Annotated in this window: 17 protein-coding genes; 3 read left to right on the top strand and 14 right to left on the bottom strand. The window is 56.6% G+C overall.

Annotated features, from left to right (window positions below; translation table 11 throughout):
- Positions 1–266: 266 nt before the first annotated feature.
- Positions 267–2,042: a flavin-containing monooxygenase gene (locus AWB78_RS27745; RefSeq protein ID WP_062609274.1), complete on the bottom strand. Its 1,776-nt coding sequence runs from the start codon at positions 2,040–2,042 to the stop codon at positions 267–269.
- A 939-nt stretch (positions 2,043–2,981) separates the two neighbouring features.
- Here AWB78_RS27745 and AWB78_RS43900 point away from each other — a divergent pair.
- Both AWB78_RS43900 and AWB78_RS27735 read left to right on the top strand, forming a co-directional pair.
- Entirely contained in the window at positions 2,982–3,305 is a 324-nt protein-coding gene (locus tag AWB78_RS43900; protein ID WP_074173554.1) for a hypothetical protein, read from the top strand.
- Positions 3,306–3,422: 117 nt separating this feature from the next.
- A complete protein-coding gene (locus tag AWB78_RS27735; protein ID WP_062609270.1) occupies positions 3,423–3,719 on the top strand; it encodes an antibiotic biosynthesis monooxygenase family protein in 297 nt (98 codons plus the stop codon).
- 121 nt (positions 3,720–3,840) lie between these two features.
- Here AWB78_RS27735 and AWB78_RS27730 read toward each other — a convergent pair whose 3' ends face one another.
- The 5 genes from AWB78_RS27730 to AWB78_RS27710 all read right to left on the bottom strand — a co-directional run bounded on the left by AWB78_RS27730 (position 3,841) and on the right by AWB78_RS27710 (position 11,093).
- Positions 3,841–4,080: a hypothetical protein gene (locus tag AWB78_RS27730; RefSeq protein ID WP_062609268.1), complete on the bottom strand. Its 240-nt coding sequence runs from the start codon at positions 4,078–4,080 to the stop codon at positions 3,841–3,843.
- Between the two features lie 1,676 nt (positions 4,081–5,756).
- On the bottom strand, positions 5,757–6,665 hold the full coding sequence (locus tag AWB78_RS27725; protein WP_062609266.1) for a LysR family transcriptional regulator: 909 nt from the start codon (positions 6,663–6,665) through the stop codon (positions 5,757–5,759).
- Positions 6,666–7,342: 677 nt separating this feature from the next.
- Positions 7,343–8,185: an SDR family NAD(P)-dependent oxidoreductase gene (locus AWB78_RS27720; RefSeq protein ID WP_062609263.1), complete on the bottom strand. Its 843-nt coding sequence runs from the start codon at positions 8,183–8,185 to the stop codon at positions 7,343–7,345.
- Between the two features lie 175 nt (positions 8,186–8,360).
- A complete protein-coding gene (locus AWB78_RS27715; protein WP_062609261.1) occupies positions 8,361–9,227 on the bottom strand; it encodes an isocitrate lyase/PEP mutase family protein in 867 nt (288 codons plus the stop codon).
- A gap of 99 nt (positions 9,228–9,326) precedes the next feature.
- Positions 9,327–11,093, bottom strand: a complete 1,767-nt coding sequence (locus AWB78_RS27710; protein WP_062609259.1) for a flavin-containing monooxygenase — start codon at positions 11,091–11,093, stop codon at positions 9,327–9,329.
- 1,205 nt (positions 11,094–12,298) lie between these two features.
- Here AWB78_RS27710 and AWB78_RS27705 point away from each other — a divergent pair.
- The gene (locus AWB78_RS27705; protein ID WP_062609258.1) at positions 12,299–13,636 is read left to right on the top strand and encodes an MFS transporter; all 1,338 of its coding nucleotides are present in this window, start codon (positions 12,299–12,301) and stop codon (positions 13,634–13,636) included.
- A 277-nt stretch (positions 13,637–13,913) separates the two neighbouring features.
- Here AWB78_RS27705 and AWB78_RS27700 read toward each other — a convergent pair whose 3' ends face one another.
- The 8 genes from AWB78_RS27700 to AWB78_RS27665 form a co-directional block, all read right to left on the bottom strand.
- Positions 13,914–15,314, bottom strand: coding sequence for an MFS transporter (locus tag AWB78_RS27700; protein ID WP_232477905.1), 1,401 nt, complete (start codon positions 15,312–15,314; stop codon positions 13,914–13,916).
- Between the two features lie 65 nt (positions 15,315–15,379).
- Positions 15,380–16,159: a carboxymuconolactone decarboxylase family protein gene (locus AWB78_RS27695; protein WP_062609255.1), complete on the bottom strand. Its 780-nt coding sequence runs from the start codon at positions 16,157–16,159 to the stop codon at positions 15,380–15,382.
- Positions 16,160–16,371: 212 nt separating this feature from the next.
- The gene (locus tag AWB78_RS27690; RefSeq protein WP_062609253.1) at positions 16,372–16,794 is read right to left on the bottom strand and encodes a cupin domain-containing protein; all 423 of its coding nucleotides are present in this window, start codon (positions 16,792–16,794) and stop codon (positions 16,372–16,374) included.
- A gap of 94 nt (positions 16,795–16,888) precedes the next feature.
- Positions 16,889–17,437: a carboxymuconolactone decarboxylase family protein gene (locus AWB78_RS27685; protein ID WP_062609324.1), complete on the bottom strand. Its 549-nt coding sequence runs from the start codon at positions 17,435–17,437 to the stop codon at positions 16,889–16,891.
- 11 nt (positions 17,438–17,448) lie between these two features.
- The gene (locus AWB78_RS27680; RefSeq protein ID WP_062609250.1) at positions 17,449–18,342 is read right to left on the bottom strand and encodes an isocitrate lyase/PEP mutase family protein; all 894 of its coding nucleotides are present in this window, start codon (positions 18,340–18,342) and stop codon (positions 17,449–17,451) included.
- A gap of 16 nt (positions 18,343–18,358) precedes the next feature.
- Positions 18,359–20,134 carry a flavin-containing monooxygenase gene (locus AWB78_RS27675; protein ID WP_063959026.1) on the bottom strand — a complete coding sequence of 592 codons (1,776 nt, stop codon included), beginning with the start codon at positions 20,132–20,134 and terminating at the stop codon, positions 18,359–18,361.
- A 1,114-nt stretch (positions 20,135–21,248) separates the two neighbouring features.
- Entirely contained in the window at positions 21,249–22,727 is a 1,479-nt protein-coding gene (locus tag AWB78_RS27670; RefSeq protein ID WP_062609320.1) for an aldehyde dehydrogenase, read from the bottom strand.
- A 77-nt stretch (positions 22,728–22,804) separates the two neighbouring features.
- Entirely contained in the window at positions 22,805–23,836 is a 1,032-nt protein-coding gene (locus AWB78_RS27665; RefSeq protein ID WP_062609318.1) for a zinc-dependent alcohol dehydrogenase family protein, read from the bottom strand.
- Positions 23,837–23,985: the final 149 nt, after the last annotated feature.

Raw genomic sequence — 23,985 nt, 5'->3', positions numbered from 1 at the left:
AGGTGCCCGCGACAGCCGCTTTGGGAGTTCCAAGTGGAATAAGGGTCCCGCCGGCGTGGCGGGTGTTCGACTGCGCAGGTCACTCGAAGCATCACGTCCGCGCGCTAACCTGAGGTAGGCTCGTGCGGCGCCAACGGAAAAAGCGAACAAACTCTCCGATCATCAAGCCGATCTGGCCCGAAATCACAGAACTGTTTGCCGCCGGTCCTCTAGTCAGCAGCTAGTCATTGTCGTGGCGTGAACACCTCTCGCCTGACGGCTATTGATCAGGACACGAGGCCGGCTTCGCGCGCCTTGATCTGGAGGGCGACGTAGTGTGACCAGACTCGACCTTGCGCAAAGCCGCCGCCCGTGAACCACAGGCCCTTCTGCGGGGTCGGCTTGTACATATTGGCCATCTCGCCAGTGCTGTCCGTGCCCCAGATCGGCCCGATCTTCTGAACAATCTCTTCGCCCAAAAGCTCGCGCACTACGTCCGTCGGCGGGTAGTAGCCCGTCGCCGCTACCACCAGGTCCGCCTTCTCAATGCGCCCGTCCTTCATCAGCGCACCTTCTGGCACAAAGCGGTCAATGTCTTCGTAGTGAATCAGGCCCACATCTCCGCTAATGATGAGGTCAGAACATCCCACGTTCAGATAGTAGCCACCGTGGTTCCTGCGAATCTTCATCTGATGACCGCCATTCTCCGGCCCAAAGTCCAGCTTGAACCCTCGCGCCTGCAGCCCTTCGATCAGGTCCTTGTCGATCTCGATCATGCGCTGCGTCGCCAGCTTGTAGCCGCGCAGCAGCACCTCTGCCGTGTTGCTGGTCGCGATAAGGTCGCAGTCCTCCAGCGGCAGCTTCTCCTTGTAGTAAATCGCGTGATTAATGCTTGCCGCCTTCACGCTGAACACCGTCAGCGAGCCACGCTGGATCATCTTCACGTTCGCGCCGTGACCATGAAGGTCCTGCGCGATGTCGTGCGCGCTGTTGCCCACACCCAGCACCAGCACGTTCTTGCCCTTCCACGGCGCGCCGCTCTCAAAGCCCTGCGCGTGGATCAGCTTGCCCGCGAAATCCTTCAGCCCAGGCACGTCAGGCATCCTCGGCTCACCAACCACGCCGTTGGCAAACACAATGTGGCGCGGATGCAGTACGCGCTCCGTTCCATCGCCGCGACGCACGCGCGCCGTCCACTCCCCACGCGCCTCGTCGTAACTTCCCTGTACAAATGTGCTGCTCGTCCAGACGTTGCATTCCATCGCGACGGCATACGCTTCCAGCCAGTCGCCCAACATGTCCTTCGGCAGGTATTTTGGCCAGCTCGACGGATAAGGCATGTACGGCATGTGGTTCAGATGGATCTCATTGTGCAGCGCAAGCGCGCTGTAGCGCTTACGCCAAACATCGCCGACCCTCGGCAGGCGCTCGACCACCAGCGCGTCCACACCGAGCAGCCGCAGGCGTGCCGCAATCGACAGACCATTATGGCCACCGCCGACAATCAGGACAGCCGGTTCGCGATCGGTGTATTCCTGCTCCTGCGCTCGGCGTTCGCCCCACGCCTGCCCCCCGAAGGTGCGCTTGCTCGCGCCATCCGGGCGCTTATCACCTACCGGCTCCTCAAAGCCCTTCAACTCCCGCAACGAGGTGCTGATGACCCAGGCCTTCTGCGGTTCGGACGCGGGGAGACGCAAAAGACCCAGGCAACGGCCGACCGCAGTTTCAAACTGGAAAATGGCTTCAATGATTTCCACACCGGCGCGCGTCACACGGCGCGGTTGCGTGTGCCCCTCAGCGATCTTGAAGGCACAGGCCTGTATGCGCGGTTGCTCGCGCAAGAAGGTCGAAACTACCACCTCGCGTGAGTCCGAAGGCGTCAAGTTCCACGTAATCGCAAACAGATCCCGCCAGTGCGAATCCTCGATGAACAGACGGTCCATCGCCGCACGGTCACCCGTATTCAGCGCCGTTTCAAAAGACTCCAGCCACAGCGTCACGCTTTCGGCAGGCGTCAACGCGCGGGCTTCCTCGAGCTGCGTTTCGGTCGTCGCATCGTACATTTGCACTTTCCTCTTTTTCCTTTTTCCGGATCAAAGCTTCCGTTGCAGGCTGCACGGAACTTCCCGATGTCGACGATTCTAGAAACCCACCGCTGCATCAGCTAGATGACCACATGCCAAGCATCATTGCCCGCAGAGCAAAGATGAATGGCTCCTGTTTTCCCCTATGCTAGTTACACTCTTGTCAGAAACTCGAAGCGATCGTGAAGGCGGAAATCGCATTTCGTGAATGTCAATGAAAGTGCCAGGAGACTCGTATGTAGCGCATTCACGAGGGGCGCCAGCTTAACCGGCAACGGGAGGCGGATCACCCGTAAAGGCATCAAGCGCAGCTACTCGGCGGATGACGTTGAGCGGCTTCGCGGCTCGGGACAAGCAACACACGCTCCCATAGCGCGGGGCATCGAGGCTGTAGGCATCGATTCACAAGAGTCCTCAATCGGACATCGACTTACTCTGCTTACTCTGGCGCGGAGCCATGGTAGCTCAACGTGGACCAATAACGACCCGTACGGAACTTAACTTATGCACCATGTATTCATTGAGCCAATCCCGAAAGGTCTCTGGGGACCCATCGACGGTTACACCCTTGAGTACTCAGACGGCGACAAAGTCACCACCCACGTCTTCAGGTCTGAGAAGCTCGCGATCGATGAGGTAAAGCTTCGAGGCTTTAGACCGATGGTGGCGAAGGTGCGAATCACTGACAAAGGCAACCATAATCACTGGATAGCCATTTAGCGAACCTAACGTATGATCTTGATGGCCAATCCGCCGGTTTCGCCACCCATTTAGAAGTGCCCACGCAGTAAGCAATACCGTAATTTCCACCTCTCATCGAACGCAATGTCGTCGTCCGACCCGGTCTTCTATGGTCAACGGCACGATAAGTGTTCAAACAAGAGACAACTCTCGCGATCGCGAGTATGGAGGGATTCAATGAAGACAAAGAAGCTCTGGATCAGTCTTTGCACCGCTTTTTTAGCAGTAGGCGTTGCGCTAGCACCTACCGCAGGAGCGCAATCAACCGCCGAGCAGGCGGCACCCGCTTCCAACAGCACGACGTCAAAGGCGGAAGCTAAAGCACAGAAAAAAGCTGAGCGAAAAGCCAATCGTGCAAAGAAGAATGCAGAGTTGAAGAATCTTGAACAGCACGGATATAGTCCGAACGGTAACCAGACCCAGTATCCGCAGAACTATCAAGACGCCCAGCGTAAAGCGAGCGCTTCCCAGCAAATGATTAAACCGGCGTCGGCTCCCTGACTGACGGAGACGAAGAGGGTTTGTCGGGCGATCGGCAGTAGCGCAGTCTCTTTTCAAGGTCTGCCGCTCGCCCTATAGCTTAGAACCTAGATACATTTCAACCGGAAGGGAGCGGTCATGGTCATCGAGCTGGCTGACATCAGAATTCACGCGGATCAAAAAGAGCACTTCGAGAAAACGATCAGTTACGCGCTGCAGAATATCCTCTCAAAGTCCACCGGCTTTGTGAACTATGAGATTAGTCACAGTATCGAGTCTCCTGAACGATACGTTCTGCGCGTGTGCTGGGAGACCGTCGAGCATCATACAACCGGATTCCGGCAATCTGCGAATTATCAAGAATGGCAAAAGCTAGTCAGTCCGTTTTTCGCGCAACGTCCGATCGTCGAGCACTTCGAAATAGTCGTTCGCTGATCGCGGCCTTGGGCGACCGCGCTCGTGGTTGAATGTGGCGGCGGCACTCCTTGTGGAAATGCCGCCGTGATCACCGCAGGATTGCTTCACGGAAAAGAATCCACCACCGCGCGCAGAGAATTTAGAACGAGCCCCCGCTAGCGCTATCATTCTTGTCAGCACCTGACGTGGCATCAGCCGTGGCACGTGAGCGCTCGGTCAGGCGAGCAAGGTGGTGTTTAAGAATTCGTCCCACTTCCGCATCCGGACTGTTGAGTACTACGCCGATGTCGCACGAGCTTGCGATGGCCTCCGCAGCTTCGTCGAGCATATGTACAAGCTTGCCGTCATGCGACGATTGATTCACTTCTGCATTCAACATTCCCGCATCTCCTTAAGAAAACACAACGTTGTTGTGGTGGTCAGAGTCGCACGCGACGGGACGACTGTCAATTGATGTGGACACTATGCAAATCGCATCTACCCGACCGTTCGCCACCAGAACCGTCTTTACCATGGGCGCAACTTGACACATGCTTTGAACAAAGAGTCTAGCCCCGAACGGGGACTTATGAATTTCAGGTATAGGCAAATGCGGAAAATATGAGGTAATTCGGAAACCCGCTACCAGTAGAGTCGTTCGGTTATCCGGTGGTCGTGACGGTGCCCGGAGCGGCGAACGCTCGAGCTCGTTCGGGGTCGCAGGATGACAGGCCAACACATTCCCTTGGAAGGAGTCGTGCACAAGGGGCGACCGCACCACTGCACCGCAAACCGCGTGTTCGCTGGCTAATTCCACCAAGCGAGATTCAGCCCTCTCGGGCAGGACACCTCGCAAACCGATTGAGTCAGCGCCCTTCCTTTCTAGCACTTGCATCGTTGGATTCGCTTGGTTTCATCGGGCGGGGACGTTGCTTCAACTAGCAATATTGGGCTGCTTCTACGCGAAAATGCTGACAATATCGCCGCTATAAACGACGCTTATCTGTGTGGTCGAAGCGACAATGCTCACGGCGATCGCTCTGACGCGGTCGGCCAAGACGACACCAATCTCAATCATCGACAGCGGGCCCGTCTGAGGACTCGACGATAGAGCGATACATCGGAATCCGGTATGCCGCTCCACCTGTTGGCGATTTGCGCTGGCCACCTAACGTCCTCGAGTTCTCTCTGCCCATGCCTCATCTGACCGATGGTGCCCGCTCCCAGCCATATCACCATTCCGGATTCTTGGAGTTTCTGGGAGTCTATCAAGCGTGCGCTGCACGAACCCTGTGTCGTCAACGACGAAGGTCGAATCCCTTGTCTTTGCCGCCCATTGGTGAGCCAGGGGCGGTCGCGCACAGCGACATGTGAAGTGCTACGGCTCGACGCGACGTTCCCTTCTAACGCAAAGGTCCTTGTCGCGGAAGGGGGTGCCCGGCCTCCCCCCCGAGCACTAGAATTGTCCTTAACGGTTCAACATGTCGGATGGCAAAGTCGTTTCGAGCGATCGACATGGCTACGGCTCCTGTCCCTGCACGCTGAGTCGACTGTAGCCAACGGTCCACTGGCCTACGGTGGTCCCCTTGGGGAGATAATGTGATGGCAACAGAACGCCGTTCTCTGAAAGAAGCGGTAGAGACGTGGTTGACGCCGAACGGTGCAGTGCCCGTGGGTATCGAACTGCTGCGCCGACCAGGGAAGCGCAGATACGTCAAGATTGAGGCAAGCAGAGCTACAGAGGCACTGTTCTTTTACTTCTTTCGACACCCCGACGGGGGCTGGTGCGTTTTTCCTCCCAATTGAGGGTCCCGGGAACGCGCGTCGCAGTACTCTCTCAGGCGTCAGTCTCTCTTCGCGGCTGACGAGCGCGTTTTCCGGTCTTTTTATTCGCGATGGACAGTACGATCCGGCTGGAGCGACGCGAAAGCAATAAGCGAGTGGTGTTGCGCGCCTTCAACTACTGTGAGGTTGATTCCATCGGCTGCGCTCCTGCCTGAGTCACTCATCGAACACACAGAGATAAAAACGTTTTGGTGGCGTGGGATCACTCTGCCTTCCTGGAGCGCGCTTCCACTAACTAACATCGCTGAACGTCTCTACTAAAAAGTCCACGAATGCGCGGACCTTGCGGGACATGCCGCGGCTGCTGGCAAATACCGCACACAGTTCCGCAGGCGTCGGATGCGGGCTAACGGTATAGTCCGCCAATACACGGGACATCGTCCCGTCCTCAAGTTCGCGGCGAACCATCCACTCCGGGACAATCACTAAACCAAGCCCATCTTTCGCCGCGGAGACGAGAACCAGCCCGTTATCGGCGACTAAGCTACCTTTGACCTCAATCTCACGGTACTCCTCGTCTTTCAGAAAGCCCCACTTGTTGTCGTAGTTGGGTGCAAGGAAGAGAAGGCATTTGTGGTGGCGCAAGTCCTCTGGCGTCCGCGGGACACCATGCTGTTGCAGATAAGACGCCGAGCCGCAGACGATTCGACGCGTCGGACAAAGGCGTTTGGCAATGAGGTCCGTGTCGGCCATCGGACCCAGCCACATTGCAACATCAATATTATTAGCGATCAGATCCTTTCGCTCATCGGTCAGCGTCACCTCAACGGTCAGTTCAGGATAGCGCGCCAGAAATTTTGGAAGGGCTGGAAGAACCACTGACGCGCCGGCCGCCACTCGAAGCGAGACACGAATATTACCTTTGATCTCCTCCTGAATCGACCTTAGCTCTGCCTGCACACTGTCGAACTCGTTCAAGAGCTTTGACGAGCTTTCGTAAAACCGCTGTCCCGCCTCAGTCAGCGACAAGTGTCGAGTATTTCGGTTCAAAAGGCGTGCGCCCAACTCCTCTTCGAGCGAGCGCATCTGTCGTGCAACCGAGCTGACCGAATGGAGCCCAGAGATTTCGCGCGCTGCGGCAGTAAAACTGCCGGTCTGCACTACCTTGATGAAGGTTCTGATTCGTTTGAATTCTTCCATGGCAGCGTGGCGGTGATTGCATGCTATACCGGTGCTTTTTATACTACGGCTAAATTCAGTTCCTCCGCAATTGGAGAATACCTGCCTTCGCTGTCGTTCGGGCCCTCCAGCGCTCTTTCGGAACCGATAACTCCCCCCCGCCCATACAGTCAACTAAATTGATAGCTTGCGGATCGGCGTTCCCAAGGCAATACCACGTCGCGACGGTAAACAAAACCATCTAGTTATGAGCTAGTCCCGACAAGCCACAATCGTCCTCGGATGGAGGACACAATCACCTCAGCGTCCAAAAGATGTTGTTGTCTGGAAAACCGTGCAAGGACGTTTGGCCGCGGATTAGTTGCACCTACTTCGGTACAAGCATCCACTCCTCGTTCCCCCTACCGAGACCGACCGACAGGCCGACAACTTTATCCGCACCATTGACAATCGCGACGCCGCTGGATTCCGCGACGGGGCATAGAGAGACTTCCTTTGAAATGCAGTAGCCATCCCTGGTCAACGTATGGAGCAAATCTGAAGCCCCCGAGTCGTCACCCGGGTACGTCCGGCTAGCGATGTGCCGCCCGCTCGAGAACGGCCGCGAACGGCATCTCCCAAGGTGTCTGCCTCGTTCTTTTGCGACCCGGAGTTTTCCGACGTGTCAAAACATAAGTCGAGTTCGTCGATGCAAAGACTCACGCGGCGACGTCACCATTGTGGCGCGTCGCAGTCACGCCGCCGTCGACAATGAGCTTGGTCGCGGTGATATATCCGGCCTCATCGCTAGCAAGGAACAATGTCGCATGTGCAACGTCCCACGCCTCGCCCATCCGTCCCATTGGAACCAATGCATTGCGCTTTGCCGCCAGCGCAGTCGGATCGCTGACGCCAAGTTGCTGCGTCAGGCGCGCGGCAACCAGAGGCGTCGCCATCATGCCCACCACGACCGAGTTTACCCGGATAGCCTTCTTAACATAGCAGATTGCCGTCGCGCGACTAAACGCCTCCACGCCTGCCTTGGAGGCTGCATAGGCGACATGCACACGGCCCCCAACTTGAAAGCTAGTGCTGGCAATGCTCGAAATGTTGACGATCGCGCCACCCTTGCCCTCCTTCTCGAACTGCTTTTCCATCACGGGAATCACATGCTTGCAGCCGAGAAACGCGGTCTTGAGATTACGCTCCATCTGCCCGTCCCATTGTTCAACCGTCAATGAAACCGGGTCGCCAGGTTGGCTTCCGCCGATGTTGTTTACGAGAATGTCAATACGGCCATAGCGCTTTAGGCATTCTCTTACGGCGCGTTCAACATCTCCGTTGGATGTCATGTCAGCCTTGTACGGCGTCCAGCTATCGCCAAGGCCCTCTTTATCCATAGCTGTGGTAGTACCGGTAAGAGCGTCCTCGCTGTAGTCGGTCCCAAAAACCTTTGCGCCCTGCCGCGCAAGCAGTACTGCTGTGGCACGTCCATTCCCCCACCCCTCCGCGACGGATCCTGCGCCGGCCACAAATGCCACTTTCCTAGTCAAATCGAGCATAGCTATCTCCCTAAGTGCTTTGAAGACATTGTTAAATTGAGAACGCGTGCGTTTCAAACAAAACCTAACGACTTCAGTAATACGCTTGCTACATCATCGTTTTCGTATAATATGTATTCCCTGGATTTTTTAAGGGAATCCGTCACTCGCAGATTGAGATGCTCGAACAAAGAATTCAAACGCTGAAACGCTCTTCCACTGCTTCGAACGCGTCTAAATCCCCCAAGTCGGTAAACTCTGAGAAGCGAGCGCATAGGTATTGCACATTTCGGATAGAGCCGTCCTTCGCAATGCCCTCATAAACCTGTTTCACCGCTTTGATTGTCGCGAGTGTCGCGAAGTTTGGAAGTATCATGAGCTTGTACCCAAGCCGACCCACCTCATCAGCTGCTACGACCGGCACCTTGCCGCTGGCCGACATATTGAAGACGTGATCTCCCGGAATAATCTTTGGAATCTCCTCGAACTCTTGAATTGATCCGCCGGCTTCGACGAACAGCATGTCCGCTCCAGCTTTGCGATATGCCGCGCATCTTCTAACGACCTGTTCCATTCCTTCAACAGAAAGGGCGTCGCAGCGAGCGATGATCATAAAATCAGGGTGGGTTCTCGCCGCCACAGCAGCACGGATCTTCTGAGCGGCTTCTTCAAGGGGAAGAATGACTTTGCCCGAAAAAAAGCCACATCTCTTGGGAAATGCTTGGTCTTCGACATGGATGGCCGCGACTCCAGCGCTTTCATATTCGCGCACGGTGCGTTGAATATTCAGCAGACTGCCAAAGCCGGAATCAGCATCCGCAATGATCGGCACCGTTATCGATTGTGCGATCACACGGGCGTTGGCCACCATTTCACTCATAGTGATAACCCCGACATCCGCCGTCCCAAGCATATTCATCGCAGCACCACCGCCGGGCATGTAGACCGCTTCGAAGCCTGCGCGTTCGGCCAACTTGGCAGGCATCACGCCATAAGCTCCAGGGGCAATCAGAGCCTTATCGCGCCGAAGAAGCTCGCGAAGTTTTGTCGCTGGATGGATCATTATTTTGTCTCACTCATACTCTGCACATTGGCGCGGCCCGTTCGCTTTTCGAGCCGCCGCCTCGCCATTCGCCACCGTGCACACTGTCGTATGCAAGGACTAGACGTTGTCTTCAGTTACGATACCAGCCTCACGCGCCTTGATTTGGATCGCCAAATGATGGGACCAGATTCGACCCTGAGCAAACCCGCCGCCAATGAACCAGAGACCTTTTTGAGCAGTCGGTTTGTACATATTGTTGAGCTCGCCGTCGGACCCCAGTCCCCAGACCGGCCCAATTTTCTCCATGACTTCGCGCCCCAGCATCTCTCCGATGACCTCTTCTGGTGCGTGATACCCGGTTGCCATAACGATAAGATCCGCCTTCACAATGGAGCCGTCCTTGAGAATCGCGCCCACGTCGCAGTATGTAACGATGTCTTCCGCGGGGATAAGTCCGACCTTCCCATTGACGATCAGATCTGAGCAACCGACGTTTATACTGTAGCCGCCATGCCGCTCGCGCACCTTCATCTGATGACCACCTCCATCGGTGCCGATATCGGTCTTAAATCCGCGAGCCGCCAGACCGTCTAGCAGTTCTTTGTCGATTTCCAGCATTTTCCGGGTATTGATCTTGTAACCCCGAAGCGCCAAATCGAACGGTGTGCTAGTGATGATTAGGTCTGCATCCTCGGTCGGCAAATTCTCGGTGTAGTGCACCGCATGGTTAAGGCTCGCGGCTTTCACACTGAACACTGTGACCGAACCGCGTTGAACCATTTTGACCGTGGCGCCCCAGCCGTGCAAATCCTGCGCGATGTCATGCGCCGTGTTACCAGCGCCGACAACGATAACCTTCTTTCCTTTCCATGACTGCCCAGATTTATAGTAGTGCGAATGAATTATTTGACCTTTATATTCCTCGAGGCCTGGCAGATTAGGAAGCGAGGGTTTGCCGAGAACACCGTTCGCGAAAATCAGATGACGTGGCCGGAAGACGCGCTCGCCCCCTTCCTTGCGTCGTACACGCGCGCGCCAGGTTCGCGTCGCTTCGTCCCAAGTCCCCTCGACGAACTCCGTACTGGTCCAAATGTTGCACTCCATCGCGATCGCGTAGGATTCGATCCATTCTGCCAGCATGTCCTTTGTTGGGAAGGTGGGCCAACTCGCTGGGAACGGAATATAGGGCATATCGTTCAACGGAATCTTATTGTGCAATGCCAATGACTCGTACCGTTGTCGCCACACATCGCCCGCCTTGGGAAGTCGCTCGATCACCAGCGCGTCGACACCAAGCAACCGCAAACGCGCCGCCATGCAAATTCCGTTGTGACCACCGCCAACGATCAGCACCGCAGGATCACGGTCAGAATACTCCTGCTCGCGCGCACGCCTATCTGCCCAGGACGGTCCCCCAAAAACTCGTCCTGCAGCATCTTCCCGCCGTCGCTTGCCAACGGGCTCCTCGAACCCTCTGAGTTCCTTAACGCTGGTCGAGATCACCCAAGCCCTTCCAGGGTCCGTGACGGGGATCCGAACGATACCCAATCCGCTTCCATAGGAGGTGTCAAACTGGAAAATACCTTCGATTACCCGTTCACCGGTGCGGGTAACGCGACGTGGAGGCGTGCGGCCCGCGGCGATTTTGAATCCGCAGGCAAGTACACGAGGCTGCTCGTCTATAAAGGTCTTGGCGATCGACTCGTTACCGCGACTGGGCGTAAGATGCCACGTGATCGCGAAGAGGTCGCGCCAAAACGAATCCTTAAGAAAAAGGGATTGTACGGCAAACTGATCTTGCGCATTCAACGCCCTTTCAAACGAACCGAGCCAGTTTGAGATGTGCTCCGCGTCGCTAAGATGCGCCGCTAACGCCTTTTCCACTGGCAGCCTCGCCACCGCATCAGGGCCATTTTTCAGTTTGCGGTCTTCTTAAAATGTCTGTTGATCCATAATCTCCAACTCGCCTCCAAGGTGACTTAGCAGGGTGTGCTGAGGATATTAAAACTGGAGGAGTATTCGGACTAGTCGCCACACAGGCCAATGATTTTTGCGCGTAACGCAAAACGCGTATATCGCGGAGTGATCGTCCCAGATGGGATGAATGTTTATCCATGCGGGTCTTGTCGTGATAGCTCGCACGCAGAAGGCTCCGGCTTACGTACGGCTTGTTCGACGCCGCAGCGTCACGTAGGCCGCATCAAACTGATTCTCGGCGCGGACTTGATGCCAGCAATTCCGTTCGAAATCTCATCAATCCAGCAGCGTGGCCTGGTTCGTCATGCGTTTTCTGCACCAGTGCAAGCCGTGGCCACCTACGTCGCGAATGCGACCTCAGCCATGTCATGCTCGTTGGAACAGGAGTGCAGCGACGTTCCAGCGCTCTCATAGTTTTCGCACACGGGAGGGCGTCCACGAAATTCGGCGAACCGGGAAGGAAAGCGCACATCTCAACGCGGGGTCTCGGCTAGAATGTTTGCCGGAGGATGACGCGCAAGCAAACACGCTGCCGGATAGTCGCGCCCTCCAGACCGACGGCCTCCAATTCGTACCGTGTTGGGCGAGCCCCTAAGGCGTACGGGGGAGGCCACAACGGCTCGCTCAAATGAGCCGTAATACACTGGCAGTGCCTCGCCAGTTCGGAGATTGCCAGCGCCTGCGACGATGAAATCGAGCATGCCGCGGTTCTTACAACCGAGCAAGTTAGCCCGTGCGCTCCTCCAGAGTGCCTAACTCATGTGGCCGCTCCGGCGCAGGCGGTCACCACATGCGCAAATTTTGGACATATCGTCTTTCATGGGCGCTCCAGCTGCGAGCGCGGCTGCGCTTACAAATTTTCATTCACCCATCCATGGCACCGACCACTGTGCCCTGTGGTGAGCGCCTCCTTTGCGTCAGAAGCAATTCTGTTTGCCGTTGAACTACATGGTGAGCGCGAGCCTGCGTTTCTAGAATGAAAACGTTGTTTCGGCCTCCATTCCTCTTATGTCTCTCGCGAACATCTGCATCTTAAGGGAAGTGGATCCGCCGATTCTGACCGGCCCGGTGACAACCGGACCGGAAACCTAAACTAGAACAGGAGACAAGCCGTGTCCTCAAACGGTGCTAGACGCAAGATTGGCGCGATTTCCATAGGCAACTTAGGTGAGATCTACGACTTCACCGTCTTCGCTTTTTCTATACCATTGATTGCTGCACATTTTTTCCCCTCCCAAGATTCGTCAAGCGCGCTCTTAAGCACATTCGCCGTCTATGCGGTGGCCTTCTTGGCCAGACCGATCGGAGGTATCGCCTTCGGCTACCTGATAGACAAGGTCGGTCGCGTAAGGGTACTTGCCATCACTATCTGGCTCATGGCAGTAGCAACTGCAGCGATCGGAGTATTGCCGACCTATCAGCAGATCGGCATTGCTGCCCCGACTCTCCTTATTCTTTGTCGATTCGCCCAAGGGCTCGCACTAGGTGGCGAGTTCACCGGCGGCATAATTTACATCATGGAGTCGGCGCCCAAAGGGAGACGAGGGCGTTGGGTCGGCATCGCATTCACGTTTGCCACTCTTCCTCTGTTTTTTGTGACGGTCGTTCTTCTTGGATTTCAGACTGTCATCGGTAAGGAGCTTTACGCGGATTGGGGTTGGCGGGTGCCGTTCCTGATTGGTGGTTTGATCGGTATCGTCGGCTTTCAAATGCGGAAGAAACTGGAAGAGCCTGAGGAATACCTGTTCGCAGTCCGCAATGCGGAATTCAATAGCATGCTTCGAAGTATCTCCCGTCCCGCTCGCAAATCGATGCTCTACGTCGCGATGTTGATGCCGGTACAGGCGGTCACCGCTTACTTGCTCCTTGGATTTATGTACACCTTCCTTGTGAAACAAGTTGGGATGGACTCCAAGACCGCGTTGCTCGCAAATGGTGCGGGAATCTTCGTCTACGCCATCCTTGGAGCGGTGAGCGGCACGTTGAGCGATCGGTACGGCCGGAAGACCCTGCTATCAGTCGGCACATTGTGGATTGCAATGGTTGCGTACCCTGCTATTTGGCTTGCAGCGCACGGATCGCAGTTACAGGTCGTCCTCGGACAGGTGGCTCTTGGCATTGGCATCGGCTTATATGGCGCGACATGCACCGTCACCAGCACCGAGCTTTTCCCGACTCAATCTCGCGCGATTTCTCATGCAATTGCATATCAAATTACGGTCGCCGTGCTTGGCGGGACCACCCCCCTTGTATGCGCATGGCTTGTCAGCGTGCTGAAGTCGCCTTTAGCACCGGGTTGGTACGTAACGGCATTTGCCGTTTTGAACTTCTTCATGGTTCAGTTCCTGCCGGAAACCAAGGATGTCGACCTGCACACTTCAGTTGCGGATTCTGAAGCTGTGGAATCTACCCAGATCCTGACCGAGTCTCCCATCAGCGAAAGGGCCTAGCGCATCAGGCTTGGAAGTCCACGGAAGGGCTGCCTGAGTGAACCTACTCGTGCCGCCCCTCCCGTGCTCTATTGGGTTAGGCCATCGATGACTAGGCTAGAAAACAGATTCGGCATGCTCCCATGCTTTGGCGCATTAATGCGACTGATGACACTCGTTGTCTGCTGGGCTGCCTAAAGCCGCGTAGCTAAGAAAAGAGCCGCTGCGCTATTGTTGCGCGAGCGGCTCGATATCGGAGGGCGCGACGTTTTGATAAACGACGATCTATTACATGCGACTACGCCATGTGACCGTGTTGCTCCCTCAAGCTAGACAGGGAAAAGATTATCGCCACAGCAATAACGTCCATTAACGCGAGAAAGAAAAGTCCTCCGGAAAAGCTTCCCGTAGCGTCCTTCACAAGTCCCATCACCCAAGGACCCGCGAATCCACCCAGAGCGCCGATGCAATTGATGATAGCAATGGCACCAGCTACCGCTGCACCGCTGAGGAAAGTTGAAGGAAGTGTCCAAAACGCTGAAACACAGCCATATGCGCCGAACGCCACAAAGCTAAACGCCACCATCTTGACCGCAAGGGTCTGCGTCGTCGCCGCAACAATCAGAGCGGCAGCCGCAACCATGAGCGGCACAGCGGTGTGCATCCGACGTTCCTTCTTCGCGTCAGATCGACGGCCGAGCCAAATGATTCCGGCGCACCCGGCTACATACGGGATGGTGGATACAAGCCCAGCGTGAAAATTGTCGAGGCCAAAACCCTTCACAATCTGTGGAAGGAAGAAGCCAACACCGTACACGCTTAAAACGAGGTTGAAATGAACAAGGGCTAGGAGTAGAACCCGCGGTTCCAGCATCGCCTCGATTACGGTGTATTCTCGAACATCTGTGCGTTGCTTTTCCTCTGCGGCGAGCTTGGAAGTGAGCCAGTTTTTCTCATCCGGCGACAGCCACTTCGCACTTTTCGGGTCGTCTGGAAGCATGAAAAGTACGAGCCCTGCAAGGAGGATCGCCGGGACCGCTTCGAGAATGAACATCCATTGCCAGCCGCGCAACCCTAGGTGCCCATCGAAACCAAGAAGCGCACTTGAGATTGGCGCGCCAATCAGGAACGACATAGGTCCGGCTACCTGCAGGTAGCTAATCGCACGACCGCGATAGGCGGTGGGAAACCACGTGGTGAGGTAGTAAAGCATTGCGGGAAAGAAGCCGGCCTCCGCTAGCCCAAGAAGTGCCCGCATCGTGTAAAAGCTATTCGCCCCCTTGACGAAGGCCATTCCCGCTGCGACGACACCCCATGTAAGCATGATCCGCGCAACCCAGCGACGGACTCCGAAGCGGGTCATCAAAACATTTGAGGGCACTTCCATCGAGCAGTACATCAGGAAGAAGAGACCCGCGCCAAATCCGAATTGAGACGCTGTGATCCCGATGTCCTTATTCATCTGGAGCGCCGCAATGCCTATGTTCGTTCTGTCGAGATACGCGATAAAGTAGCAGAGGAGGATGAACGGAACGAGCCTCTTCGTTGCCCTTCCAATTGCCCGCCGTTCGAGAAACCCGTCAGCACATCCAGTCGCGCTGGCGCAATCCCGAACTTCACCTCTCGCTTTGCTTTGCTCGAGCGCCTGCATATGTTCATCTCCTTCATTTAATTGGGCGGTCTTGACGTTTGGGAACATCTCCCGCCTCTGTCATCATGCTGGCCTCTACAGCCGGGTTGGACTTGACTTCCGGCTGCACGGAATCAACTAGTCTGAGACTCGAACAACGCCTCTGCGCTGAGGATGTAACCCTCCATCCCGATCACCGAGGCAAGCTTAAAAACATCGAGGACTTCGTCCGCGGTCGCGCCTTCCTTGAGAGCGTTTCGGATATGGATGCGTAGACCCGGCTCGAATGTATGCGTCACGGTACAGTCAATTGCGACACAGATCAGTTCCCGTTCTTTTCTCGTAAGCGAGCCATCCTTCCACGACACAGTCGAGATCTGCGACAAGTCAGCAAAGTACTCCGGCATCATTCGAGCAAGAACGTCTCGCTGTTCGTTCCAGAACCCGCGCTCCCGAATAAACGCGTCTTTGATTGCCTGGGCCTCGGGGGTTAGCGGCGGAACTTCTGCGTCCGAATGTCCCAATTCCTTCAGTTCGCCGATCAAGACTGGCATTGCAAAGTAAAGGGCATGATTGGCTGCACTGACGATGGTCGTCAACACATCAATCACGTCCAGCGGGCTTGCTCCTGCCGAAAGCGCTCGACGAACATGCCTGTGCACTGCCTCCGAGTCGAGCGCGGTCACGGTCCCATGAAGCGCGACGAGGACGAGTTCCTTCATGCGCGGAGACAGAGCACTCGGCCTGAACGCCATGTCCCAAAAGTTCGAGGCTGCCGCATGCAGGGTTGGCGCATTGCGTCGAAGCCCTTCTGATACTTGACCAGACTTGAAAACGGCATCGAGATCCGCGAGACGGCGGCTCGTCTCTTCGTCCAAGGAAGCATCGCTGTGCACTTTCTGATCGGTCGTCATAACAGGGATAGTTTTCACAAGCTCAGTGGAATTTTGATTGTCGCTGGAGCAGAAACTGCCGCCAACAAGTATAGCCCCCGCTTAAGCGTGGGCCGACGACGAAGGGGAAAATACCTTTGCGCAGAATGGGAAGCATCTTGGCACCGTGTGAGAAACGAAGCGCTCATCCCTTCAACTCGGCGCAGCACCGAGAAGGTACCGCGCCGGGACTATTAGTCCCTACTCCAACGACTCGGGGCTGGCACTGCACACGGCCCGTCCACGCCTACGCTCGAAAAATCAGCCGGTCCAACTACTTCGAGATATTCCATATCCGGCGAATAGTCGAAGAGAAAGTGACGGATCCCCGGGCGCTGGTGTACGCAATCCCCCGCCGAGACTAGAGTCTCTTGCCCCTCATACATGAACTTTGCCCAGCCCTTGAGCATGTACACGATGTGGAATTCAGCGCCATGTACGTGCCAGCCCGTTCCCGCCTCGGGTTGAGCGTTGGCTCGAACGAGTTGTGCTACCACTTTGCCTTCCGTCGCCTTGGCAATCCCAAGGTCGCGATAAGCGAAAAAGTCGCGCAGGCCGCCGCTCTCGAACGCCGTGTCGCCCGGTTTGACGTGAGAGAAGTGAGTTTTCGCAGTCATCTTTTTTGTACAGATAGAGTAGGAAAAACTTTGCCTAGCCTGCGCTAAATTCGGCTGACTAGGCTGATCAAAATGCCCAGGATTCGTAGACGCGTTATCTGTGCTCGTCTTCGGGTGTTACACCGAGTGCCACGAGGAAGCGTGCAACCATGTTGTACGTTGCAATCGACGCCGTAATCTCCACGAGCTCTGGGGTGTCGAAACGCTCTTTGAGAAGCGCGAAAAGAGCATCGTCAACTTGGACATTGCGCGTCATCTGTTCCGCATAGCGAATGACAAGCGCTTCGTCTCTACCCATCCCTTGGAGCGCATCGCTGTTACTCAACTCGAGATATTCCTTCAGTGCGTCCAGTTCTTCCTGGGCTCCACCGGCTGCTAGAAAATCTGGCGCATGGTGGTGATATTCGTAGTGCGCGCCGGTAATAAGCGCCACGGTGCAGATGCCCAATTCGCGGAGCTTTCGGCTTACCCCAAGCCCAGTGCGCACCCCCTTCAGATACACGTTCCAGGCGCGGGCCAACGGCTCGCTCCAGAGCAGAGCGCGGTCAAGGTCTATCAGTTTGCCGCCGCGGCGCTCGAGAATCGCATCGACGAGCTCCGTCGGTTGCGCTTTTTGTTCGGGGGTCCACTTTGAGATACGCATGAAGTCAATTCTCACTTTTGAAACGCTGTCGCGGGTGAAGAAACGCCAAATCGCTTTTCTATCTCTTGCAATTCCTTTAGGCCGCCGAGTGCTGTGAACTCAGCAAAGGTCGCACATCGATCGACTACGCCGGCGACTGTCCCGGTCGACTTTATTTCTGTTAGCACTTCTCTCATCGCTTTGATGGCAGCGAGCGTGGCGAAGTTCGGAACGAGCATAAGCTTGTAGCCTAACTGGCCCACTTCATCCACGGACAGGATCGGCGTCTTACCGCTTGATGCCATGTTGAATACATGCTTACCGGGCAGGCGTCTCGGGATCTCTGCGATTTCATCGATCGAGCGTGGCGACTCGACGAACAGCATGTCAGCTCCCGCTTCCAGATAGGATTCGCCTCGGCGCACTACTTCTTCCATCCCAGCGACGGTGAGCGCGTCGCACCGTGCGATGATCAAAAAGTCGGGACTGGACCGCGCATCCACTGCCGCGCGAATCTTCTGAACCGCCTCTTCAATCGGTATGAGGCTCTTTCCTTCCATATGACCGCATCGTTTGGGAAAGACTTGGTCTTCGAGGTGGATGGCACTGACGCCTGCGCGCTCGTACTCGCGGACCGTGCGCTGCACGTTCAACTGATTGCCGAAGCCCGTGTCGGCGTCGGCAATCACCGGTACCTCCACCGACTGGGCGATCGCCGCGGCATTGTCGGCCATCTCGGTTAGAGTCATGAGGCCGAGGTCCGCGTATCCCGCCCGCGCCAGCGCAGTACCGCCGCCCGCCATGTAGACGGTTTCGAACCCGGCCTGCTCCGCAATTTTTGCGGGCATCGGACCGAACACACCAGCGCTCAAAAGGGCGCCGTCACGTTCCAGCAACTCGCGGAGGGTTTTGGTGGGTTTTTTCATACATCGGCTCACAGTCTTAGGACACGAGGCCAGCTTCGCGCGCCTTGATTTGGAGGGCGACATAGTGTGACCAGACTCGACCTTGCGCAAAGCCACCGCCCGTGAACCACAGGCCCTTCTGCGGGGTCGGCTTGTACATATTGGCCATCTCGCCAGTGCTGTCCGTGCCCCAGATCGGCCCGATCTTCTGAACAATCTCTTCGCCCAAAAGCTCGCGCACTACGTCCGTCGGCGGGTAGTAGCCCGTCGCCGCTACCACCAGGTCCGCCTTCTCAATGCGCCCGTCCTTCATCAGCGCACCTTCCGGCACAAAACGGTCAATGTCTTCGTAGTGAATCAGGCCCACATCTCCGCTAATGATGAGGTCAGAACATCCCACGTTCAGATAGTAGCCACCGTGGTTCCTGCGAATCTTCATCTGATGACCGCCATTCTCCGGCCCGAAGTCCAGCTTGAACCCTCGCGCCTGCAGCCCTTCGATCAGGTCCTTGTCGATCTCGATCATGCGCTGCGTCGCCAGCTTGTAGCCGCGCAGCAGCACCTCTGCCGTGTTGCTGGTCGCGATAAGGTCGCAGTCCTCCAGCGGCAGCTTCTCCTTGTAGTAAATCGCGTGATTAATGCTTGCCGCCTTCACGCTGAACACCGTCAGCGAGCCACGCTGGATCATCTTCACGTTCGCGCCGTGACCATGAAGGTCCTGCGCGATGTCGTGCGCGCTGTTGCCCACACCCAGCACCAGCACGTTCTTGCCCTTCCACGGCGCGCCGCTCTCAAAGCCCTGCGCGTGGATCAGCTTGCCCGCGAAATCCTTCAGCCCAGGCACGTCAGGCATCCTCGGCTCACCAACCACGCCGTTGGCAAACACAATGTGGCGCGGATGCAGTACGCGCTCCGTTCCATCGCCGCGACGCACGCGCGCCGTCCACTCCCCACGCGCCTCGTCGTAACTTCCCTGTACAAATGTGCTGCTCGTCCAGACGTTGCATTCCATCGCGACGGCATACGCTTCCAGCCAGTCGCCCAACATGTCCTTCGGCAGGTATTTTGGCCAGCTCGACGGATAAGGCATGTACGGCATGTGGTTCAGATGGATCTCATTGTGCAGCGCAAGCGCGCTGTAGCGCTTACGCCAAACATCGCCGACCCTCGGCAGGCGCTCGACCACCAGCGCGTCCACACCGAGCAGCCGCAGGCGTGCCGCAATCGACAGACCATTATGGCCACCGCCGACAATCAGGACAGCCGGTTCGCGATCGGTGTATTCCTGCTCCTGCGCTCGGCGTTCGCCCCACGCCTGCCCCCCGAAGGTGCGCTTGCTCGCGCCATCCGGGCGCTTATCACCTACCGGCTCCTCAAAGCCCTTCAACTCCCGCAACGAGGTGCTGATGACCCAGGCCTTCTGCGGTTCGGACGCGGGGAGACGCAAAAGACCCAGGCAACGGCCGACCGCAGTTTCAAACTGGAAAATGGCTTCAATGATTTCCACACCGGCGCGCGTCACACGGCGCGGTTGCGTGTGCCCCTCAGCGATCTTGAAGGCACAGGCCTGTATGCGCGGTTGCTCGCGCAAGAAGGTCGAAACTACCACCTCGCGTGAGTCCGAAGGCGTCAAGTTCCACGTAATCGCAAACAGATCCCGCCAGTGCGAATCCTCGATGAACAGACGGTCCATCGCCGCACGGTCACCCGTATTCAGCGCCGTTTCAAAAGACTCCAGCCACAACGTCACGCTCTCGGCAGGCGTCAGCACGGCGGTTTGCTCCACTCGGGGTTCGATGATCGTCTCTTCCATTTGCGCGTCCTCATTTATTTGCTCGTCGGATGAAGGCCTCGCTGCGCGAAACCTTTACGGTATGAGAGGATTCTAAAAACGCTTTGAATGGCGAACTAGACATCACGACGCCAAGCATCATTGCCCGTCAAGCAAAGATTCCTGCTACGACTGTCCCTACTCATTAGCGTTGTCACCTGAGCGGAGCGCTAACCAGAGTCCGACGGCGAGCAATCTGTCAGATAAAGGCGGCGGAATTCCTCTGCCAGAAATGAAAGCTTTTTGAAATATTAGGACGTACCTCGCGAGCTGCGACGCGATTTTGTCCCGTCTGTCAGGCAAACGTTCGGCAATCAGTTTGTCTCGGAAGCGCCCGATCGGCCGCCTGAAGACTCGCCTGCGCGCCGGTCAGAATGCGGTTCGACTTTTCGTATCCGTGGCAATGACGTGCAGATAGACCAACCCGCTTCGCCGCCCAATGCTAGGCGTCTGATCGCGTTCAGGGATTGACCAGCTAAAGGATTAGCCTGATCTGAGCCGCACCTCCGTTTAGGAAGCAGCCGTTGTCGCGGCGTCAGCATATGGTGACGCCTGTATGTCACCGTTTTGAGGAAGGAGCGAAAGAAGGCGTGACGACGCCGTCGTTGATCGACGATTTGCGCAATTATCCGGCGGCCGCTCCATTCGGAGTCAAGCCGCGGAGCAATATTTGGCGTGGACCGTCCGGACGTCGTCCATGCGAAGCCAGCTTCCTTGGGGCAGGCCACGCCCCCTGCCCGACTGACGTTCGGTGTAAGTGTTATACAACCGCCTTACAGCGCGTCTTGGTCAGAGCGAGCTTTTTTCCTCGTTTCGAGCCAACAGCTTGACCTTTCGACAATGTGCCGGTAGTCGAGACGACCCGCACCTGCCCGAGTCAAGTATTTCAGGTCGCTCGCATTTGCACGTCGTGATTCTGCGAAAAACGCGGCTCACGTTCATTAAGGGATCGGCCTTAATTTCCCAATAACTCGACTCGGAATTGGGGCGCATGAATTGACCCCTTATCCTCTTCGTGCCCGCAGCCGTGTTTTCCAATTACTACCTCACGGCAAATCCTTTTCTTCAGAGGATATATTACGTCCTGCTAGGTCGTTCATTCGGTTCCACCGGTGGGATGAACGTACCCCTTTGGAACACCGATGGCCTTGTATTCGAAATAGGGCTCGAATCCCTCCGGCCCCGCTTCGCGTCCCATCCCTGACGCTTTGACTCCGCCAATAGGCGAACAGAAACCAACTCCACAACCGTTGATCTCCACCACTCCCGTCTTGATGCGCTGGGCGAAGCCGACTGCCCGCTCGACATCGGCTGAAAAGACAGATCCGTTGAGGCCATACTGGGAATTATTGGCGATTTCAACCGCTTCCTTCTCGTCCTTATAGGTGAGAATCGACAGCACGGGACCAAATATTTCCTCCTGGGCGATCACCGCTCCAGGTTCGACGTCGGCGAACAACGTGGGGCGGACGAACCAACCGTGCGTCAGGCCCGCCGGCAAGCCGAGCCCGCCCTTGACAAGGCGGGCTCCTCCCTTGATGCCCTGCTCGATATAACCGGTAACGCGCTTCATTTGGGCCCTCGATACCATAGGACCGATTTGCGTGTCGGGATTATTCGGGTCGCCGATAGGCATTGTGTCGAGTAAGGCGTCGAGTGCGGAGATGAGGTCGTCTTTTCGCTGCTGAGACACAAGCACTCGGGTCTTCAAACTACAGATTTGTCCCGAGTTGCGGAGGGAGCCTACACGGAGCTTCTCAACCGTCTCTGAAATATCCGCATCGTCCAAGATAAGTGCCGCCGATTTGCCGCCGAGCTCCAGGGTGATCGGCCGCAAGAGCGCACCACAGCGTTCCGCCAGATGGCGGCCCGCGGCGGTCGACCCCGTGAACGACACCTTGTCCACACCCGGGTGCAACGCAAGATACTCGCTAGTAGCCCGGTCTGCAGGTAGCACACTGACCACTCCTTCTGGGAAACCCGCCTCGTCGAGCATCTCGGCCAGGAGTTGACCCGACAAGGCCGTCTCCGGCGCGGTTTTGACAATGACGCAGCATCCCGCCAGCAAGGCCGGGCCCAGCTTCATTGTGATTCCCGTCAAGGGCGCGTTCCAGGGCACGATAGCAGCCACTACGCCTTTGGCGTAGCGAGAGACCAACGCCTGCCCTGTTGCGGCAGTGCGCAGCGTGCTGAGCGGCAAGTCGCGCGCAATGTCCATAAATGCGTCGAGCATCAGCAAGGGAGTCTGCGCCTGTTGCGTCAGAGACGCAGTAATCGGGCTACCCATCTCGCTGGTGATCACGTGTGCGGCCTCGGTCCGTCGTCGCTCCATGATCCCGCGTAGGCGCCCCACCGTTGCGATGCGATCGCTCATCGACATCTTCGGCCAAGGCCCGTCATCGAAGGCGCAGCGAGCGGCGTTCACCGCTTTATCCACGTCTGCTGGCGTCGCCGCGGCGACGTTTGCGATTGGGTTCTCTGTCCATGGAGATACAATTTCGAGCCGCTCGGCGCTGGCAGGAGCCGACCAACGACCGCCGATGTAAAGACTGTTGTCGCGTACCTGCCAATTCATGGAGTCTTTCCTTGATATCAGTGTGATGTTATTAATGCTGGGCATAATGTTCTCTTCGGCATTACTCAAGGCGTGCATCAAAAGAGAAACACTCCCTTGCCGCTCGACTGCGCATCGAGTACTCGATAGGCTTCCTCTGCTTCGCTCAAATTCCACCGATGCGTGAAGAGGCGATCTACATTAAGATTCCGAGATACAATGAATTCGGCGCATTCCTGCTGACCGACCGTTGACATTGTGTACGAGGTCATCACTGTGACCTGTCTATCGAGGAAGGCTTTCGTTTCAACAGAAATCTTGCCGCCAATCCCCACAAGGCAAACCTTGCCCCACACGGCCGTGCCATTCAGCCCCGCTTGGGCAGCTTCGGATGAGCCAGAGGTCTCCACAACCATTTCGACACCCCTACCGTCCGTCAAGTCCCGAAGTGCTTCTGGTACGTTGACGCTTTTTGCATTGAGCGTTACATCTGCGCCAAACGTCTTGGCGAGGTTAAGACGATCCTCATCCAAGTCAACCGCAATTACCCGACATCCGCGCGCCGACGCCAGCAGTGTCGCCGAGAGGCCCACCGGCCCTTGACCGAAGACCGCGATGGTCTCGTCGCCGCTTGGTTGCAGACGCTCCAGGGCGCCCCACGCAGTTCCAGTGCCACACGAAATCGCGGCGCCCGCTTCAAAGCTCAGTGACTCATGCAAAGGAAGCAACGTCGCGGCGGCAACCTTCATGTAAGGCGCATGCGCGCCGTGAGCCGTCGCACTGTAGGTGATGCGCGTTGCCGGCAGGCACAACTGCGGCCAGCCTGTCCGACAATGCCGGCATGTCGTGCAGCCAAAGTAGTGGTGCACCATCACGCGATCGCCAATGCGAGCGACGTGTTCAGGAACACCTGCCCCGACAGCAGCGACAATGCCGCATGGTTCATGGCCGCCAATGACGCGTTTCTCGACTGGGATGCTCGGATCGTAGGCAGCGCGATATGGATGTAGGTCGCTGCCGCACATTCCCGAGGCCTTAATCTGAACCACGACTTCGCCGAGATCGGGCGTCGGATCCGCAACATCGGCCAGTTCAATCTGACGTCCACCTAGAAAAATCAGTCCCTTCACAAATACCTCTCCTGATTCAAAGTCGAACACAGTCGCGTCTCTGCTTCGACATCTGTTTAGCTTGAACACCATAGGCGCAGACGCACCGCTGGAGTTGGATCGCCATGCAGCCCTCTTCGCCGCCTCATGCACTCAAACGACAAGTAACC

This window comes from Caballeronia calidae (assembly GCF_900044055.2).
Taxonomy (GTDB): Bacteria; Pseudomonadota; Gammaproteobacteria; order Burkholderiales; family Burkholderiaceae; genus Caballeronia; species Caballeronia calidae.
The sequence above is the reverse complement of the archived record's forward strand: the minus strand, read 5'-3'. Positions and strand labels throughout refer to the sequence as shown.

Coding starts and splice junctions, on each gene's coding strand:
- AWB78_RS27745 (WP_062609274.1), bottom strand. CDS start 2,042: ATGTACGATGCGACGACCGAAACGCAGCTCGAGGAAGCCCGCGCGTTG.
- AWB78_RS43900 (WP_074173554.1), top strand. CDS start 2,982: ATGAAGACAAAGAAGCTCTGGATCAGTCTTTGCACCGCTTTTTTAGCA.
- AWB78_RS27735 (WP_062609270.1), top strand. CDS start 3,423: ATGGTCATCGAGCTGGCTGACATCAGAATTCACGCGGATCAAAAAGAG.
- AWB78_RS27730 (WP_062609268.1), bottom strand. CDS start 4,080: ATGTTGAATGCAGAAGTGAATCAATCGTCGCATGACGGCAAGCTTGTA.
- AWB78_RS27725 (WP_062609266.1), bottom strand. CDS start 6,665: ATGGAAGAATTCAAACGAATCAGAACCTTCATCAAGGTAGTGCAGACC.
- AWB78_RS27720 (WP_062609263.1), bottom strand. CDS start 8,185: ATGCTCGATTTGACTAGGAAAGTGGCATTTGTGGCCGGCGCAGGATCC.
- AWB78_RS27715 (WP_062609261.1), bottom strand. CDS start 9,227: ATGATCCATCCAGCGACAAAACTTCGCGAGCTTCTTCGGCGCGATAAG.
- AWB78_RS27700 (WP_232477905.1), bottom strand. CDS start 15,314: ATGTTCCCAAACGTCAAGACCGCCCAATTAAATGAAGGAGATGAACAT.
- AWB78_RS27695 (WP_062609255.1), bottom strand. CDS start 16,159: ATGACGACCGATCAGAAAGTGCACAGCGATGCTTCCTTGGACGAAGAG.
- AWB78_RS27690 (WP_062609253.1), bottom strand. CDS start 16,794: ATGACTGCGAAAACTCACTTCTCTCACGTCAAACCGGGCGACACGGCG.
- AWB78_RS27685 (WP_062609324.1), bottom strand. CDS start 17,437: ATGCGTATCTCAAAGTGGACCCCCGAACAAAAAGCGCAACCGACGGAG.
- AWB78_RS27680 (WP_062609250.1), bottom strand. CDS start 18,342: ATGAAAAAACCCACCAAAACCCTCCGCGAGTTGCTGGAACGTGACGGC.
- AWB78_RS27675 (WP_063959026.1), bottom strand. CDS start 20,134: ATGGAAGAGACGATCATCGAACCCCGAGTGGAGCAAACCGCCGTGCTG.
- AWB78_RS27670 (WP_062609320.1), bottom strand. CDS start 22,727: ATGAATTGGCAGGTACGCGACAACAGTCTTTACATCGGCGGTCGTTGG.